18 protein-coding genes are annotated in these 17846 nt (G+C 52.7%); 3 read left to right on the top strand and 15 right to left on the bottom strand.

Going from position 1 to position 17846, the window contains the following annotated elements:
- Positions 1-147: 147 nt before the first annotated feature.
- From BUB27_RS03495 to nth, 4 genes are all read right to left on the bottom strand, one after another.
- Positions 148-606, bottom strand: a complete 459-nt coding sequence (locus BUB27_RS03495) for an ExbD/TolR family protein (protein WP_143158152.1) — start codon at positions 604-606, stop codon at positions 148-150.
- Positions 607-629: 23 nt separating this feature from the next.
- On the bottom strand, positions 630-1100 hold the full coding sequence (locus tag BUB27_RS03490) for an ExbD/TolR family protein (protein ID WP_143158151.1): 471 nt from the start codon (positions 1098-1100) through the stop codon (positions 630-632).
- A gap of 94 nt (positions 1101-1194) precedes the next feature.
- Positions 1195-1977: a MotA/TolQ/ExbB proton channel family protein gene (locus BUB27_RS03485; RefSeq protein WP_143158150.1), complete on the bottom strand. Its 783-nt coding sequence runs from the start codon at positions 1975-1977 to the stop codon at positions 1195-1197.
- A gap of 266 nt (positions 1978-2243) precedes the next feature.
- Complete coding sequence (gene nth / locus BUB27_RS03480) at positions 2244-2894, bottom strand: endonuclease III (protein ID WP_143158149.1); 651 nt, start codon at positions 2892-2894, stop codon at positions 2244-2246.
- 88 nt (positions 2895-2982) lie between these two features.
- Here nth and BUB27_RS03475 point away from each other — a divergent pair, with 88 nt between their 5' ends.
- On the top strand, positions 2983-5358 hold the full coding sequence (locus tag BUB27_RS03475) for a DUF1592 domain-containing protein (protein ID WP_143158148.1): 2376 nt from the start codon (positions 2983-2985) through the stop codon (positions 5356-5358).
- 14 nt (positions 5359-5372) lie between these two features.
- Positions 5373-6677, top strand: a complete 1305-nt coding sequence (locus BUB27_RS03470; RefSeq protein WP_143158147.1) for a DUF1552 domain-containing protein — start codon at positions 5373-5375, stop codon at positions 6675-6677.
- Positions 6678-6748: 71 nt separating this feature from the next.
- On the opposite strand, the gene BUB27_RS03465 is transcribed toward BUB27_RS03470, so the two are convergent.
- From BUB27_RS03465 to BUB27_RS03445, 5 genes are all read right to left on the bottom strand, one after another.
- On the bottom strand, positions 6749-7390 hold the full coding sequence (locus tag BUB27_RS03465; protein ID WP_159434782.1) for a 3D domain-containing protein: 642 nt from the start codon (positions 7388-7390) through the stop codon (positions 6749-6751).
- 301 nt (positions 7391-7691) lie between these two features.
- A complete protein-coding gene (locus BUB27_RS03460) occupies positions 7692-9338 on the bottom strand; it encodes an ATP-binding protein (RefSeq protein WP_143158145.1) in 1647 nt (548 codons plus the stop codon).
- Between the two features lie 74 nt (positions 9339-9412).
- Positions 9413-10177 (bottom strand): PspA/IM30 family protein, encoded by a 765-nt coding sequence (locus BUB27_RS03455; RefSeq protein ID WP_143158144.1) that lies wholly within the window; start codon positions 10175-10177, stop codon positions 9413-9415.
- 86 nt (positions 10178-10263) lie between these two features.
- Positions 10264-11226 (bottom strand): 6-phosphofructokinase, encoded by a 963-nt coding sequence (locus BUB27_RS03450; RefSeq protein WP_143158143.1) that lies wholly within the window; start codon positions 11224-11226, stop codon positions 10264-10266.
- Positions 11227-11426: 200 nt separating this feature from the next.
- Positions 11427-12149 (bottom strand): DUF1287 domain-containing protein, encoded by a 723-nt coding sequence (locus BUB27_RS03445; RefSeq protein WP_200797051.1) that lies wholly within the window; start codon positions 12147-12149, stop codon positions 11427-11429.
- Positions 12150-12351: 202 nt separating this feature from the next.
- Here BUB27_RS03445 and BUB27_RS03440 point away from each other — a divergent pair, with 202 nt between their 5' ends.
- Positions 12352-12957, top strand: a complete 606-nt coding sequence (locus BUB27_RS03440; RefSeq protein WP_143158142.1) for a DOMON domain-containing protein — start codon at positions 12352-12354, stop codon at positions 12955-12957.
- A 90-nt stretch (positions 12958-13047) separates the two neighbouring features.
- Here BUB27_RS03440 and ssb read toward each other — a convergent pair whose 3' ends face one another.
- From ssb to BUB27_RS03410, 6 genes are all read right to left on the bottom strand, one after another.
- Positions 13048-13518 (bottom strand): single-stranded DNA-binding protein, encoded by a 471-nt coding sequence (ssb, locus tag BUB27_RS03435; protein ID WP_143158141.1) that lies wholly within the window; start codon positions 13516-13518, stop codon positions 13048-13050.
- A gap of 72 nt (positions 13519-13590) precedes the next feature.
- Positions 13591-13878: a 30S ribosomal protein S6 gene (gene rpsF / locus BUB27_RS03430; RefSeq protein ID WP_143158140.1), complete on the bottom strand. Its 288-nt coding sequence runs from the start codon at positions 13876-13878 to the stop codon at positions 13591-13593.
- 24 nt (positions 13879-13902) lie between these two features.
- Positions 13903-14463 carry an aminoacyl-tRNA hydrolase gene (gene pth / locus BUB27_RS03425; protein WP_143158139.1) on the bottom strand — a complete coding sequence of 187 codons (561 nt, stop codon included), beginning with the start codon at positions 14461-14463 and terminating at the stop codon, positions 13903-13905.
- Between the two features lie 79 nt (positions 14464-14542).
- Positions 14543-15133 carry a 50S ribosomal protein L25 gene (locus BUB27_RS03420; RefSeq protein WP_143158138.1) on the bottom strand — a complete coding sequence of 197 codons (591 nt, stop codon included), beginning with the start codon at positions 15131-15133 and terminating at the stop codon, positions 14543-14545.
- A 250-nt stretch (positions 15134-15383) separates the two neighbouring features.
- Positions 15384-16313 carry a ribose-phosphate diphosphokinase gene (locus BUB27_RS03415; protein WP_143158137.1) on the bottom strand — a complete coding sequence of 310 codons (930 nt, stop codon included), beginning with the start codon at positions 16311-16313 and terminating at the stop codon, positions 15384-15386.
- A gap of 125 nt (positions 16314-16438) precedes the next feature.
- Complete coding sequence (locus BUB27_RS03410) at positions 16439-17833, bottom strand: sugar transferase (protein WP_143158136.1); 1395 nt, start codon at positions 17831-17833, stop codon at positions 16439-16441.
- Positions 17834-17846: the final 13 nt, after the last annotated feature.

The following is a 17846-nucleotide window of genomic DNA, read 5'->3' as shown; positions in this document are numbered from 1 at the left end:
TGTAGGAATGTATTTTCTGAATGATACAGGGTTTTCTTGAGAATAAAAAGGACGCGATCTACAGAAAGCGCCCTTGGATGAGCCAAACTAATCTTCGCTACGGTGCAAACGATTGTCAGCTAATTTTTCTTAGACCTGAGGACAAAGCTAGTTGCTGAAGTCCGTGAAGGTCACCTTGTCAATCTGGAGACCGACGAGGCAGTTGATCACATCAATGACACTGGACTGTGGAGCCTCACCGCTGACTGAGATCTGAACGAGTGGTTCCGTACCCGCACCAGACGCCAACTCCTTGTAGAGCTGAAGACGGTTGGAGAGCTTCGGCAGCTCACGCTGCTTACCTACAGCACCTTGGTCGAGACGCTCTTCCTTGTTCACGATGATCCCACCGCTGTCATCCACCTGGATCAGCATTGGCTGGATATCTGGCGGAGTGTCGCTTGGATTCGCTGATGGCAGAGTCATCGGCAAATCCGCCTCACGCGGCTGGATCGTTGTAGTGACCAAGAAGTAGATGAGGAGGAGGAAACACACGTCAATCAGTGACGAGATGTCCAACTCTGGTTCATCCTCTTCGAAAGCAGGTCCCTGTTTTCTTCTAGACATGGTTACTTGAGATTTTTGTTCGGTTATTGAGCGAAATCGAAGGTCGAGAAGATCACATGATTCACTCCAGCTTCAGCGGCTGCCTTGATCACTTGACGGGAATACTTGAAGAGCGCCCTGTTATCACCGCGCAGGTGAAGTCTAGCCTTGTGGCCCTGGGCTTCGATACGCTCGCGCGCCTCTTTCACGTACTCCTTGATCGCATCATCATCAGCCAAGATATTTGGTGTCTTGTCAGCCTTGACGAATTTTTCCGGAGTAAAAGTTCCGTCTTCGCGCACGTTGACAACGATACGACCATGTTTCTCCTCAGCCTTCTTGGCATTGTACGCCACTGGCGGCTTCACAGCGCTGTCCTGCTCAACAATCATTGGACTGGATACCACGATGAAGAAAATCAGAAGAAGGAAAACCATGTCAATCATTGGAGACATGTCCATTTTCAACTCCTCATCAGGCTTAGCATTCAGAGCGCGTAATCTATTAGATGCCATATATTTATTCCTTGATTGGGTTAATCACTGGCGTTTCTCGGATTCGGGCAGGAACCGTGGTTCTCCGCCCGACCTACATAACAGCCCTTAGGGCTTAAACGGCGATACCCTCAGGAATCTTAGCAAGATGTGCTTCGCCATTCACGGTCTGCACAGAAGCGTTGAGAAGCTCTTCAGCAGACTGGTGGCACTCAGCTACAAGAGCGTTGTAACGACCCTTGAAGAAGAAGTAAGCGATCACCGCAAAGATAGCCACAACCAGACCCCACATGGTGGTCAAGAGAGCTACGGAGATGTCACCCGCAAGTGCGGTTGGATCAGCAGAACCACTTGTCTTCAGCGTACCGAAGGCTGCGATCATACCGAAAACTGTACCGAAGAGACCCATCATCGGAGCGGACTGAGCTACGAGTGAGATCAGGTTGATCCAGGTCATTTGCTTGCGGTTCTCGTTGATGGAGAAATCAGCAATCGCATCTTCCACGTGGTCACGGCCAAGATCTTCTGGCTGAGTCGCGTCGATGTTTGGAAGCGCATAGGCAAGCATGCGGCCGAGGTAACTTGGGTGGGAAGCGGAGAGCTCGATGGCGGAACGCACGCGGCAGTTCACCATGTGGTCGAGCAAGGCTGCTTTGAGATCGTCTGGGCAGAACTTCGCTTTGGTAAGGTTGATGAAATTGTATACAGTCAGACCGATCAGGGAAAGCAAACCAACTGCCACGATGATAATGGTCAGCGGACCACCATCGAGAAGGTAAGAGTGAAGGGCATTTGTATTTGGCTTATCATCTTGAGCCATAAGCGGAAGGGCTGTCATCAGGCCTGTCGCCATGGTTACGCCAACGGTCTTGAGCGGTCGAATCGCAAGGTTTTTCATAATGGTACTTGGACTGGTACTGTTTGTAAGTGTGTGTTCTGGTCTGTATATTAGTATCAGAAAGAGGTATCTATTTCCACTAAACGCCCCCTGTTCGTAAAGAAGCAATTTTAGGATTTTTGCACCTAGTAGGAGAAATTGACCCTTTCGCGCACTACAACGCCCTGAATTTATAGTTTATTAGAGGAAAAATCATAGTTTTTTTTAAACCCTCTATCTTAAGCATCTAAGCTGCTGAATTGTTACAGATATGCTAAGTTTCTCGGTCATTTCTTCGTGACGACAGGTGTTTTCCGCGCTGGATAGAGTGTCGTACAGATCTCACAGACCGTGCCATCACATCCTCTTGCCGTACAATACTCTCGACCGTAAAAGATGATCTGCAGGTGAAGCTTGTTCCAGCTTTCCTTGGGGAAAAGCTTTTTGAGATCCCTCTCCGTCTGTTCGACATTCTTGCCATTGGTGAGCTTCCAGCGCTGAGCCAGACGGTGGATATGGGTATCTACAGGGAAGGCCGGCACCCCAAATGCCTGAGCCATTACAACGGATGCCGTTTTATGCCCGACTCCAGGAAGAGACTCGAGAGCCGCAAAATCCTCCGGCACCTCCCCACCGTACTGCTCCACCAAAATTTTGGACAGATCAGCAATCGCCTTCGACTTACGAGGCGACAAACCACAAGGCTTGATGATTTCCCGAATAGCCTCCACCGGTATGTGCTGCATCGCCGCAGCATGATCAGCCAGTTTGAACAAGGCCGGCGTCACCTTGTTGACCCGCTCATCGGTACATTGCGCAGACAAGAGCACCGCTACCAGCAGCGTGAATGGGTTCGTGTGATCCAGAGGGATGGGAGTTTCAGGATACAGTTCCTCCAATCGCTTCAAAACCCAGTTTGCTCGCTCCGCTTTTAACATGCGCAGACTATAAGCAGCTCCAGGAATTTGACAAGAATCTCAAGCGATTGAAACTTTAGCGATTACTCTGCGTAATGCTTAAGTTAGCATGCTCCAAGTGTCGCCTACTCTCTGGCTGAAAAGCTCACTAGTGATTTCCTGTTTTGTCACAGGCTGGCTCCTTGCGCCTTGGTTTGGGCACCAGAAAAACCTCACCTCAGCAGAACCGCTTCCGGACAGCCCCCTCACCACGACGGGTCTCAGCGACACTGAACTCACTACCCAGTGGGAAAAGAACATCAAACCCTTACTCCAGTATTACTGCTACGACTGCCATGGCGACGGCAGCCACAAGGGCGGCCTTTGCTTGGACGACTTTGATGATCTGGCCTCCATCCGCTCAGACCCTAAAACCTGGGAGCACATCCTCTCTAGAATAGATTACCAGCTCATGCCTCCAGTGGACGAGGAACAGCCTGCTGCCCACGAGATCACCCAGATGGTCGACTGGATCAATGACACCGTTTTCCCCACCTATGAATCCCCTGACGATCCGGGCCCCAGCACCACACGCAGACTAAACCGCCTCGAATACCAAAACACCCTTCGAGACCTCTTGGGAGTCGACGTGGACATCTTGGAAATGTTGCCACCTGACGACTCCGCGCATGGCTTCGACAACATCAATGCCGCCCTCACGCTGTCCCCCGCCCACATCGATCGCTATCTCAAGGCTAGCGATCTCGCCTTGGACAAAGCCATCGTCATCGGCCCCATGCCTACACCCCTTACCCGCCTCAATCTCAGCAAGGCCCAGACCGAGGGGAGAGTCAGAGACGAAGGCATTTTTCTGCACACCCGGGGCTCCGCCATTATCCTGCAAGAAGTAGAGCATGAAGGAGAATATGTTCTGCACGTCACCGCCTCCGCCTCCCGCTCAGGAAACGAATACGCCAAGCTCGAAGTGGGCCATTCAGACGCCTCGATCACCACCTTCAGCATCGAAAACCCGATGCACCGCCCTAAGCAATACACCACTAAACTCAAGCTCAAGCAGGGCACGAACCGCATTAGCCTGACTTTCATCAACGACCATTGGGATCCCGAGCACCCCAACCCCAAGCTACGCGACCGGAATCTGATGATCCACAAGGCCACTCTCGTGGGACCTTCAGGCCTGAAGCGGGACAAACCAGCCAGCCACCACGCCATCTTCCCACCTCGCAGCCCAAACACCAGTGATGAGGATTACGCCCGCGACACGCTTCAGCAATTTTCAAAACGCGCCTTCCGCCGCCCGACCAATGCCGAGGAAATCCAGCGCTATGTCCAGCTAGCCCAGCAAATTGCCTCCCAGCAAGACAGCTCGATTAATCAGGGGATCAGAGGAGCTATCCAAGCCATGCTGGTCTCCCCGTCTTTTCTATTCCTCAACCTACCGACACAAGAATCCAAGAACGACACCGAGTTCCACCTGGTGTCTGAGCACCAGCTCGCCAGCAGACTCTCCTACTTCCTCTGGAGCAGCATGCCTGACGAGACACTACTGGATCTTGCTGATAAGAACCAGCTGCGCCAGCAGCTTGATTCCCAGATCGAACGCATGCTCAGGGACCCGCGCGCTCATGCCCTGACCAAAAACTTCGCCGGCCAGTGGCTCCAACTACGCGACCTCGACGCTATCTCCCCGGACCGCAAGACCTATCCGGATTTTAACCCTAAGCTCAGGAGAGACATGCAGAGGGAAACCACACTTCTGGTCGACGAGATCATCCTGCAGGACAAAAGCCTCCTGAACCTGCTCGACGCCAACTACAGCTACCTCAATGGCCGACTCGCCAGACATTACGGCATTCAGGATGTAGCAGGAGAGAACTTCCGTAAAGTCAGCCTCGCCGGCACCCCGCGCCGCGGCATTCTCACCCACGCCTCCATTCTTACCCTCACCTCGCAACCGACTCGCACTTCGCCAGTGCTACGCGGGAAATTCGTACTCGAGAACATTCTCCACATTACACCACCACCTCCTCCACCCAACCTCCCTCCACTGGAAGACGCTGGCGCACACAGCGACAAGCTGAGCCTCCGCCAGCAACTTGAGCTCCACCGGGAAAAGACCTCCTGCGCCAGCTGCCACAATCTAATGGACCCGATTGGCTTCGCCTTAGAAAACTTTGACGGCATCGGCGCCTGGCAAGACTCACTCGACGGACAAGCCATCGACACCTCAGGCCAGCTAGTCACCGGAGAAAAGCTCACCGGCGCCGACTCGCTACTCAAAGTACTGAGCCAAAACAAGAAAGAGGAATTCCTGCACAGCCTGACGGCCAAGATGCTCACCTACGCACTTGGTAGAGGCACTACGCGCGCAGACCGCAATCACATCGCAACCATTCTCAAGCAGCTCCATCAAAACGATTACCGCGCCCACTCGCTGATACGCGCCATCGTTCACAGTCCCACCTTCCAGTATCAGCGCAACTAAACCCCATACTTACCATGCACCGTAGAACATTCCTCAAAGGCCTAGGCGCCGCCATGACCATCCCCAATCTAGAGTCACTGGGACAAAACATGAGCACCAGCCAAGCTGGAGAACACCCGCTGCGCATGGCATTCGTCTATGCCCCCAATGGAGTAAACTTGGACAAATGGCGCCCGACCGGCAGCGGCAGCAACTATCGACTCAGCGAATCACTCCAACCTCTCGCCCAGCTACGCCAGCATTTCCAAGTCGTAGGCGGACTCGACCACGACAAGGCTCGCCCAAACGGAGACGGCCCCGGCGATCACGCCAGAGCCAATGCCACCTTCCTCACAGGCTGCCAAGCCCGCAAAACCACAGGTGAAGGAATTCACCTAGGGGTCTCGGTAGATCAAATCGCCGCCCAGCAGATTGGCCACCTCACACGACTTCCCTCCCTCGAGCTCAGCACAGATCCACCCCGGAAATCTGGTCATTGTGATTCCGGTTATTCCTGTGCCTACCAGTTCAACCTCTCCTGGCGCAGCGCCACCACTCCTGCCCCGGCGGAACGAGACCCCCGGCTAGTATTCGAAAAACTCTTCGGTTCAGGCAATGCCAAGGAAGACGCCAAACGTCGCGCTCTGAACCAAAGCGTGCTCGATTTCGTCATGGAAGACGCCAAGCGCCTGCACCACAAGGTCAGCTCCAGCGACCGGGACAAACTCGAGGAGTACATGACTGCCATCCGCGAAACCGAGCAACGCATCAGCCGTCATGAAAAATTTCAAAACAACTACCCGGCAGAACAAAAGCCCAACGGCATCCCAGACAGCTACCGCGAGCACATCCGAAGCATGTATGACCTCATGGCCCTGGCATTCCAGACAGATTCCACCCGCATCAGCACCTTCCTTCTGGCCCATGATGGATCGAACCGTTCTTTCCAAGAAATCGGTATCTCTGAGGGGCATCACTCCCTTTCCCACCACCGCAAGAAGGAGGACCACCTAGAAAAGATCGCCAAGATCGACCGCTTCTACATCGAAGAATACGCCCGCTTCCTCTCCAAACTCCGCGGAATCCGGGAAGGCGAAGGCTCTTTGCTGGACAACACTATGATCGTCTACGGCGGCGGCATAGCCGACGGCAACCGGCACAACCACGACAACCTGCCCATCATCCTGGCCGGAGGTGGTGCCGGCAGCTTGCAGCCGGGAAGATATATCCACGCCCCCGAGGGAACACCCATGACCAATCTCTACCTCTCCCTGCTGGAACGTATGAACGTGAATGCGAAGCGTGTGGGAGACTCCAACGGCATGCTGAAAAACATCTAGGCATAAAAAAACCGCTCACCCGGAGAGTGAACGGTCTTAGGTAATATGAAAGGTGTCTGTGCTAAGCAGGCCTAGAGAGCATCCATGTTATCGTTCTCAAGCTTGGCGTAGTTACCACTACGCACCTTCTTCACGATCTTGTTGTACATGTCTCTGCAGTGCCAGTAGCCACGGCGACCTTTGAGCAATCTGCGGCTGCGCTCATAGCAACCCCACTGGACGACTGTGATCTCCACGTTACGTGTACCCCAGTCTCTCATCCCTTTGAGGGTCGGCTTAAAAATATCGATGGTGTTGGTATTAGCCAAAGCTGAACCGTAGTCATCCACCACATAGGTGTAAGGCTGACCCTTGATCTTAAATTTGGTTCCCAGCGGATAAACTGACCAGTCTGCTGCGGCACTGCGAATATTCTTACCGTACTTCAGGATAGTACCGGCTGCATTCTTACGACCAGGAGCACCAGGCTCTTTTTCCATGTGGGAGAAGGAAGTGGTACGCACGTAGCGCTTGCGATCAGAATCTTTGTAGCTAGCCATCCCGTGCTTGTCCTTCTTGTAGGTGACGGTCTTGGCGATGAGGGCCGGCGATGGCTCCGCGGGTTGAGGATCCTTACCGTATCCTCCACTCGCATAGTCATCCTGAACGCCGCAGCTGCTCATGGCAAATCCTGCAACTAGGCTAAGACCGGACTTCACTAGTAAACTAGACATAATCATTGTTTTGAATTGTGGTTGTTCAGTAACTGTTGAGAATCAACAACTCCCATGGGGTTCCACCCTTCGGGACGAATTTTTAGAGGCGTCGGCCCCTTTTCGCAAATCTTTTTTACTCAGCAGCTTGTCACCAGTCGCTCCCGCAGACTGACGAAAATGCCACAATCCCTGTAACCACGGGGGATAGAGCCGCCCCTACCTCCATTAAAAAAAAATCATTTATTTGAAAGAAATTTTAGACCCCACCCGTACGCGGATCCGAAAATCGTCTACATTGTATATCAATGAGTTACACAAGTTAAATGTTTACATCACTTGGAATCAAAGAAGCATCAGTGGCCTCATCCATCGCCAAGCGCATCTGAAACTTCAAGGTTTCATGGGCAATCGGAGGCCGGTAATCACGCAGACAAGTCAATAGCGCATCTAGATCACCATGCTCACTGGTTTTACTCAGACGGAAGGTCTGTACTGAAATCGTCTCAGCCGCCCCGGGCGTGAGTAAATCCGGCACCAAAGCCTCCACGACAGGGAAGTCCTCCTCCTTGATGGAAAGATCCCTGCGCTTACACAAAGCTCGGATCAGACTAAAGCCCTCCTGCTTATTCAAAGTAGGAAATAGAGGGATTTTCACATCCACCCTACCAGGACGCTTCAGATCCACCTCGATCAAATCAGGGCGGCTCGACGCCAGCACCCACATGATCTTACCCCGGTTGCGGGTATTGGACATCTCCTTGGCCATCATCGAATAGACGCGGCTTGACACTCCGGAATCACCGGATCCACCCTGGCGCTTACCCAGCGCCTGATCCGCCTCATCCACAAAGACAATACAGCGCCCAAGCGCATGCAGCAGAGCAAAGATTTTCTCCAGGTTAGCCTCGGTGGATCCTACCCACTTGTCACGGAAGTTTCGCATTGTCACCACAGGCACCCCTGCCTCACCCGCCAGGCACTCGGCCAGATAAGTTTTGCCAGTGCCCACCGGCCCACAGAAGAGATAACCCATCGGCAAGGCCTCCAGTTCCCCCTGTTTCCAGAGCTCTATATCTTGCCTCAACCACTGCTTCACGCCATCCAGCCCTACCACATCGTCCAGTGTGCGGTCCGGCTCCACGAAATCGATCAAGCCATCACAATCTCTCTCCACCAGATCCTTTTTCAGATCCGCCAGACTATCATCATCTAGTGGCTTCTTGTCATGTTCACGCCTTTTAAGCAAGGCCTCCACCGAACTTACCGTAGCCCCCGTCAACCTGCTGGCTACCAAGTCAAGCTGATCCACAAAATCTCCCAGCGCCTGCGGACAATCCGGCTTCAACAGCTCCAAGGTAGCCGAAATCTGCTTGGCTGCCGGCAAGGGGATCTCCACAGGATCCATATTCGGGCAGTCTGCCACCAGAGGATGCAAGCCATTCATATTCTCAGATATCAAGAACGCAGCCTGGCCAAACTCGCACAGTCTACCATCAGCAGCCCACCCTCTGAGTAGCGAGGCCATCGAACTCAGCTCATAGTTCAGCAGATTAGGAATCGCCGGGCACACCAGATGGGACTGACGCACAATCACCGCCACCTTAGGCGCCTTCTGGCCCATGATTTTAAGATTCCTGCAATACTGCATGTAGTGCGTGAGCGTCCTAATAGCAGGCAAAGGAAGATGCGGAAGTTCAGGGGTATCCCCCAGACTTGGCCATTCACTGAAAACCTCCCCGCCCCTCTCGACACGCATGCCGAAGCCCAGGTCGTAAGACAGAACTACGTCAAATCTAGGCAAGAGTGCACGCATCAGGAACTCACTCAAGTTACCCAGGCGCAACGAACCATCAGGCCTCGGCACGATCAGGCGATCGTTCACATTCCCGTGTAATACAAAACATCCTGCCGCACCACTCTCGTAAGATGCGATCACTTCATCCGCCCAAGCAGGAAGATTATTCATGACATCACTAAACAATGAAGGGCCCGCCTGCGGCAAGACCCTTCGATAAAAAACGATAAACTAACAGGCTAGCTTTACTCAGTCACGCCCGGCCCCATAGTACCGGAGGACTTGGTCTGCTCCTCAGTAGAACTTGGAGGCGCCTGGTTGTCCGTAGTCTCGATCTGCATGCCTTCAGCGGCAGCAAAGTCAGCCAAAGCCATTTCAGCAAGAGCATCCTGCTCGCTCTCCTTCATGGAGATATCAGTCATATCGAGACTGTCCTTGGCGACACGGGCACGACCTGCTGCCTTGGTGCGCTCTTCTTCGACGATCTCATCAAGACGGCTCAAGGTATCCCCGGAACCTCCAATGTCGGTCACCATACCAGCGGCCATCTCATTGAGCTCAGCCATAGCCTTCTGCACCTTCATGTCGTCGATACCGCGTTTCAGGCTCTCGATCTTGTCACGAGCTTCCTTCACGGATACGTCGCGAGCACGGATCAGCTCCTTGTAACGCTTCTCGGCGTCTTCCAACTGGACCTTCACATCATCGTGCTCAGCATCCACCTTCTTGAGTTTGAGAGCAAACTCACCGGCCAACTTACGGTTGCCAGCTTTGAGGTGAGCAGCAGTCTTGGCGCGCAGCTCATTCTCCTCCTTGTCCAGCTTACGCACTTGAGCGACTAGCTTCTCCACCAAACCGGCATGCGTAGCCAGGCCTTGGTTGAATTTGGCGATCTGCTTGCGCAGGTTCTCCTTCTCCACTTCAAGCAGAGCTTCAGGATTACGCTTCTCCAATCCTCCGACGAAGAGTCCGAAAAAGCCTTTGATGAGATTACCTAAACGTTTGAACATAGATTTGTTGATGAATTGCTAGAGGGGACTCTGAGCGATTCTACTCTACATCGCAAGTATAAGACTTAAGAGAATTTGCAATGGCCTTAGTGACTGAGATGCTCAGCAAGCTTGATGATCTGCTGATTCAGCTCGACCTTGCTATCAGTGACCTTATCGATCGCAAGGCGACCAAAGTCACCGTCGCGGAAGATCATGATCTTGTTGGTCTCGCCGTCAAGCAGGGCGTCCACGGCTTCGACTGCAAACTTGTATGCCATGATGCGGTCACGCACTGTAGGTGAACCACCACGCTGCACGTGCCCCAGAACGGTGAGACGAGCATCCATGTTCAGGTTAATCTTGATCCAGCGGGTCAAATACTCAGCCATGTTGGTACCTTCAGCCACCATCGCAATGATGTAGTCGCGGCCGTCATTCAGATCAGAGCGAAGACGCTCGCCGATCTTCTCAAGGTCGTATTCGACCTCAGGAACCAAGCAAATTTCCGCACCACTTGAGAGAGCACTCACCATGGCCAGGTAGCCGCAGTGGCGCCCCATGGTCTCAATCACGAAGGCACGGCTGAAGGATGTCGCGGTGTCACGGATGGAATCCACAGACTGACGGATCATGTTGAGAGCCGTATCCACACCAAGACAGTAGTCGGTGCCAGGGATATCATTATCGATGGTCGCAGGGATACCGGCGAACGGCACGCCGAAATCAGAATAGAACTGGTTGAGCGCATTGAAGGAGCCATCACCACCGATCACGATCAGCTTATTGATACCAAGCTTCTGGAGATTATCATAAGCTTGCTTGCGGTAATCGTATTCAAAGAAACGCTGGGAACGAGATGAACGAAGTACCGTTCCGCCTCGGTGCATGATCCCGGATACATCCTCGCGGGTTGCTTCCGAGATATCCCCATCAATCATTCCACGCAGGCCATTGCGAATAAGGAATGGTTTGAGGCCTTTTTTGCGTGAATAATCAACCGCACATTTCACGGCTGGGTTCATTCCGGCGGCGTCACCGCCCGAGGTCATGATTGCAATTCCTTCCATAAAATCTTTTAGCTTAGGTTCTGAAGCCAATCAGGCTTCGATATATTGGACTTACTAGTGTGCGATACAGCAATTAGCAAGCCATCCCTGAGACATTTATGGTGAAGAATGTGACCGATTGATAACACCCGGGGCCCGGCGGACTCTGGAGCACATGCACGGAGAATTTATTAACAATCTCCCAAGGAGAAAGCGGCCACTTAGTGACCGTAGCGGTAATGACCTCTTACCGTATAGATGAACAAAGAATTCTCCCAGCGGGTCCCCTCACCTGCATTGTGGACAACCCACTTCTCTGCAGAATGTGAACCCGGCCCTGGAACGACGATACCGATGTGGGACTCCCCGTCGTGAAGATTCCAAACCACGATATCGCCAAACTCGTAATCCTCAGCTTTTCGAGTAACTGGAATCTCTTGCCCCTTGCGCTTAAAGAAACGCTGCAGGTTTGGAACGCGGCGGTGGTCAATGTTCGTATCCGCCTCGGTCTGTCCCCAAAGCTGCGGATACAATCTAAAGTGACTCTTCATATCCTCATGCACCAGCTGCTGAAGATCTATCCCCATAGCACGGTAGCTGCGGATAATGACATCTGAACTCACCCCCTTGTTCGCGGGTACGTCACCCATCGGATACTCAATCTGATAGTAAGCTCCATCATAACGAACATCCACCTTGGTACGCTGCAGAGCCGCGATCGCCAGCTTGTTCCCAAAACTCTCACTTTGGCTCAACTGCATCACAGCGATATCCACCTTGTCTGCTGTGGCCGTGTCTTGAGCCTTGCGCACGTAATCCGCGAAGGTTGGCCAAGCGAAGTAACTAACAAACAAACCAGCCATCAATAGAATGACCCAGCCGCCCAAAGCTGGTCTGCGAGATTTCTTCTTAGGTTGTGGTCCTATATACTCAATAGCATGCATTTTCGATGCATCTGGGAGGGGTGTGTGGGTTATTAATAATGACTACGTAATATATACTGACGGGGGCAATCAATCTTTTTCATCAAATCTCAAAAAATAATCTAACAGATAATACAAAGCTTAACCATACTTAAATAAAACCACTCTCAAAAAGAATCCATTCACGGCTTCCCTAATCTCACCAGACTGCTTGAATACGCGCATGAACATTGAAGTGGCACAGGAACAATTGTTTTGGGGACACCTTAATCTATCGCTCTTTGGCGTAAGCAAAGACTGGCACGGTGAGGAATTGGAAAAGCCCGTCGCCTTTGGCTTTGCCGTCGATCACAGCCACCTCTGGTTCGTGGCCTGCCATCAGTCCCCCGCCTCTATTCACCCCCAGGCACGCCCTGGACAATTTCAAGCAGAACTCTGGAAACACGATGCAGCTGAATTCTTTCTGTTAGACCCGCAGACAGGTAGATACCTGGAATTCAATCTGGCCCCGAATGGCGCCTGGTGGTCTGCCGAGTTCACTGCAGCCCGGGTCAGAGCTGAGGAAGAGGACTCCCCATTCCCAGATGTCGCGACTTATGCCGACCTGGCTCCGGATGGCTCATGGATGTGCGCCGCCGCCATCCCCCTGAAGCATCTACGAGAACGCTTCAACTTCGGGCCCGAGACCAAACTCAACGCCGCCTTCATCCTGAACTCACCCGAGCAAAAATTCCTCAGCGCAGCCCATCTCGGCGATGGAGAACCCGACTTCCACAGACCGGACAAGTTTCCCACCGTTCGCTTTTTCCACAACACACCTCAAGCGTAGACACGCCGCTGCTCCACAACACACCTCGTAGACACAAAAAACCCCGGAGGTCAGACCACCGGGGTTTGCATTGAGATTTATGGGAGTGACTTAAAACGGGATATCATCATCATCGTAGTCATCCTCCATGTGCTGCGAGGGTGAACCGCCCTGAGCCGGCTGGCTCTGTGGACGCTGCTGACGCTGCTGCTGAGGAGCACCACCGCCACCATTGCCGCCCTGACCTCCACCTCCGGAGCCCAGGAACTGCATGTTTTCCCCTACCACCTTCAATTTACTGCGCTGCTTACCAGTCTGACTGTCGGTCCAGGTATCCATTTGCAAACGACCCTCGATGAATACCGGGCGCCCCTTGCTCAGATACTGTCCAGCGAGTTCAGCAGTACGCCCCCAGAGGGTAACGTCCACGAAGGTAGTCTCATCGACCCACTCTTCTCCCTGCTTTACTCGACGGTTAGTCGCGACTCCAAGATCAGTAACAGCTGTGCCTTTGGGCGTATAACGCACCTCAATATCACGGGTCACATTGCCCATGATCATTACTTTGTTAAAACTAGACATGATAGGTGGATACTAGGCAACCAGCATCAGCACGCAACCTGAAAAGAAGCTGCGCGCTGATAAAATAGTGCATTAACCTACGCGGCGGTACTGATGCATGTAGATGCCGTCAGCAAGGTCGAGGCTAGCCTTGATCTTGTCCACAGCTTCAGCTTCAGCAGTGAAAGTGTATGTCACGTAGTGACCACCTTCGATTTGACGTGCGTTGTAAGCGAACTTCTTGCGTCCAATCTGCTGCACCTCGTCGAGGGTAGCACCTTCAGCTTCGATGCGCTTGCCGATTTCGCTCACCATCTCTTCGACGGAGCCTTCTTTGCCTTTGGTGTCGAGAACAACGAGACCTTCGTATTTTCTGCTCATAATTTTTAAATGCTTTTTGGTTAATTATTTTTTGACATTGTAAAGATTCGCGGCGGCTTCCACCCCATCCGATAACGCACGCTGCACAGCTTCTGTCGCTGTATCAAGGGCGTTTTCGATTTCGGGTTTCTCAGTAGGTTTGAACTTACCTAGCACATGCCCCACCATTTCACCCGGTTTCGGGCTGCCGATGCCGATCTTCAACCGGGGGAACCGGTCACTGCCGAAATGCTGGATCAATGATTTCAGTCCATTGTGCCCCCCTGCTGAGCCACCCATCCGGAACCGGAGAGAGGCCACAGGAAGATCGACATCATCATAGATGACCAGCACCTCTTCAGGATTCCATTTATAGAACCTGAGTGCCGACCCCGCTGCCCTGCCGCTTTCATTCATGAATGTCAGCGGCTTCATCAGCATGGCCGTCGGTAGCTTTGCGATCTGCGCATTCCACTTCAAGTGCTTCACAAACTCCGCACCAGCCTGGCCTGCCAGACGATCCAAGACATCGAACCCCACATTGTGCCGGGTTTGATCGTACTTGCGTCCGGGATTTCCCAATCCGATGACTAGTTTAATCGCCACTTGCTTGTGAAAAGCACCAGCCTGCTTTGCCTAGGCAGCTACAGGCTGGCTGTGAAACATTACAACGTCGAGGTCAGGCTTACTTAGCAGCTGCGGCGCCTTGTGCGGACTGAGCGGCACGAGTCTTAGCAACGAGGGCTACGAGAACCTTGCTATCAAGTGTTGGAGTTACGCCTTCTGGGAAATTGATGTCACCAACAGTGAGGTTGTCGCTCACGTCGAGGTGAGATACATCAGCATTGATGGTAAGCGGGAGATCCTTAGGAAGAGACTTCACCTTCATGGAGTGAACCAGCTGCTCGAGGAGACCACCGATCTTCACACCCTTAGGCTCACCGTTAAGCTTGATTGGAAGCTTAGCTGTGATGGTTGTGTCTTCAGTCACTGCACGGAAGTCAGCGTGAAGGATCGCGCCTGTAAGTGCGTCGAACTGGATGTCCTGGATGAATACGAGCTTCTCAGGCTGGTCTTCTACCTTGAGGTTAACAAGGATCTGGGAAGATGGATGCTCATTGAGCATGTCACGGAAGGTCTTCGCGTGAACCTTCACGTTTTGGTTTTCAACCGCTCCATAAACTACGGAAGGAACAAAACCTTCACGGCGCATGGAATTGAGTACGCCAGAACCAGTCCTTTGGCGCAAAGTAGCTTCAAGTGTTTGTATAGCCATTTGTTGTTGTTTCTTTTTGAGTTAGACATCGCCCGAAGCTGCTTTATCGGACGTTTCTAGTATTGTTACCCTCGCGAAAAGTTGGCTGGTAGTAGAGAGAGATGATATTTCTTTCCGCGAGCGGGCGCGCTCCTTAACCCACTGGAGCTAAAATGTCAATCATATCCGAAAAGCAAAAAACGCCCCGACTTGAAATCGGAGCGCCTTGTGCTAGTGCCGCATGGATTGCGACGGAAGTAATCAATATCTCTTAAATATCGAAGAGAGAGGAGACACTCTCACCGTGGTTGATACGGCGAATCGCTTCACCAAAGAGCGGGGCAACGGAGATTGGCTCCACATTGGTACCGTATGCCTGAGGAACGGAATCGGTGGTCAGCAGACTCTCGATGGCAGATTCTTCGATCCTGCGGCGGGCGGAATCCCCAATGACAGCATGTGACACTCCGGCAAAAATGCGCTTGGCTCCCTGTGCCTTGAGAATGTCAGCAGCGGCACAGAGAGTACCACCAGTCTCAGTCATATCATCGATCAAGAAGGCGTCCTTGCCTTCAACATTACCGATGACGTTCATCGCCTCGACCTTCGTAGCGCTGACTCGGTGCTTGGCAACAATCGCCAAATCGGCACCGAGGGCATCAGAATAAGCCCGGGCATTTTTCACGCCTCCCACGTCCGGGGAGACAACAACAAGATTCTTAGGATCCAGACCACAATGCTCACGCAATTGCTTGATGAAAACTGGGCGAGCGTAGAGATGATCCACTGGGATATCAAAGAAGCCCTGAATCTGGGCAGCGTGGAGATCCATGGTCACCACGCGGTTCACACCAGCTGCGGAAATGAGATTGGCAACAAGCTTCGCGGTGATCGGCACCCTTGGCTTATCCTTACGGTCCTGACGAGCGTAACCGAAGAATGGCATGACTGCGGTAATTCTGCCGGCGCTTGCACGGCGAGCGGCGTCCACCATGATCAGCAACTCCATCAAGTTGTGATTCGTTGGCGGGCAGGTCGGCTGCACGAGGAAGACATCCTCACCACGAATATTCTCATTGATTTGAACATAGGTCTCCCCATCAGGAAACGTATCCACGGTAACATCGGCGACCGAAGTCTCCAGATAGGAGGCAATATCCTCCGCCAATTTATTGTGCGCTGAACCTGCGATGATCTTCATAGCCCGCACGCAGTCTGAGCACCCAACTCGCCACGATCAACTGCGAAGTACATTTTTCTTTCAATTGTTACCATAAAATGAAGAAGGCTGACTATCCTAGTCAGCCTCTACATCTATCTAGCACCCTACTTGGCACCTCGACCAAACAGGACGGCCGGAATGGTCATGATCAAGATCTTGAAATCCAACCAGAGCGACCAGTTGTCGATATACTTCAGATCCATCTCCACCCATTCCTCGAAAGAGGTGATACTGTTGCGTCCACCAGCTTGCCATGTACAGGTGATCCCCGGCTTCACACTGAGACGACGCCTGTATTCCGCCTTTTCAAACTCCTTCACCTCATAGACAGGCAAGGGACGCGGCCCAACCAGACTCATGTCACCAGACAGCACATTCAGCAGCTGCGGCAATTCATCAATACTCCACTTGCGCAGGAAGCGGGCAAAAGGAAAGACCCTGGGATCATTATCGACCTTGAAAACAGGGCCCTGCATCTGGTTACCCACCGTCTCCTTCACCTCAGCAAGCTTTTCTTCGGCATCCACCACCATGGTGCGGAACTTCCACATCTTGAAAGATTCACCATACTTACCCGCCCTCGCCTGCTTGAAGAAGATCGGTCCCGAGCTCGTCAACTTGATCCCCAGGGCCGCGATGACCCATAGTGGAGAGGTTAGCAGAATAATCAACGAGGCTGCGCAGCGATCAAAAAGAGACTTCAGCAACAACGACCAAGAAAGCTCCGGGGTAGAGCGCAGCACCAACATCGGCTTACCACCGAGAGTATCAAAGGCCGGGCGCGAAACCTGAGCGCGGATGAAATTAGCCGCCACCCACACCTCAAGCCCCTGCGCATCGCAGAACTCAACCGCCTGGGAAACCTTCTCGAACTGGGTGTTCTTTGGACTGATAATCACACGCTCAGCTGACTGCTTCTCAATCATATCCTTCAACTCCATCGGATCATCGCTATCAAGATCGAAGCGACCAACTACCTCCCAGTAGTCCGTGACCCCCTCTGGCATCTCCTTGAGGAAATCATCAATATCCTTGGGCGTCCCCGCCAAAATCACTCTCTCCCTGCCTGCACCATTGGCAATACGCCTCCTCACGATCGTGCGCACCCAATAGAAGCGCAGGAAGATGAATACCACCGAGAAGACTGAACCCAAGCCAAGCACCAGACGAGATGATGGATCCACCTGAAAGATGATCACCATCGCTCCCACAGCAGCACCCATCACTCCACCAGCTTGGCAGATCTGGAATACAGCACTACTGAGCTTCTTGCGCTCGGCATTCCGGTAAAACCCAAAAAGCTCTAACAGCAGCGGTGAAAAGGGCACCACCATGTAGAGCAACCAAACAATCGGGCCCAGACCACCGCCATCACTCTCCGTCCCAAACACATTCCATCTCAGCACCGACGCCAAGGCAAAGGCCGACCAGACCAGACAGGCGTCTGCAATCTGCATGGCTTGCAGCGAAAAGGATTCTTTTCTGGAAGAGGCGAACATGGGTGGAACTAAC

The sequence above is a fragment of the Rubritalea squalenifaciens DSM 18772 genome (genome assembly GCF_900141815.1).
In the GTDB taxonomy this organism is placed as follows: Bacteria; Verrucomicrobiota; Verrucomicrobiia; order Verrucomicrobiales; family Akkermansiaceae; genus Rubritalea; species Rubritalea squalenifaciens.
The sequence above is the reverse complement of the archived record's forward strand: the minus strand, read 5'-3'. Positions and strand labels throughout refer to the sequence as shown.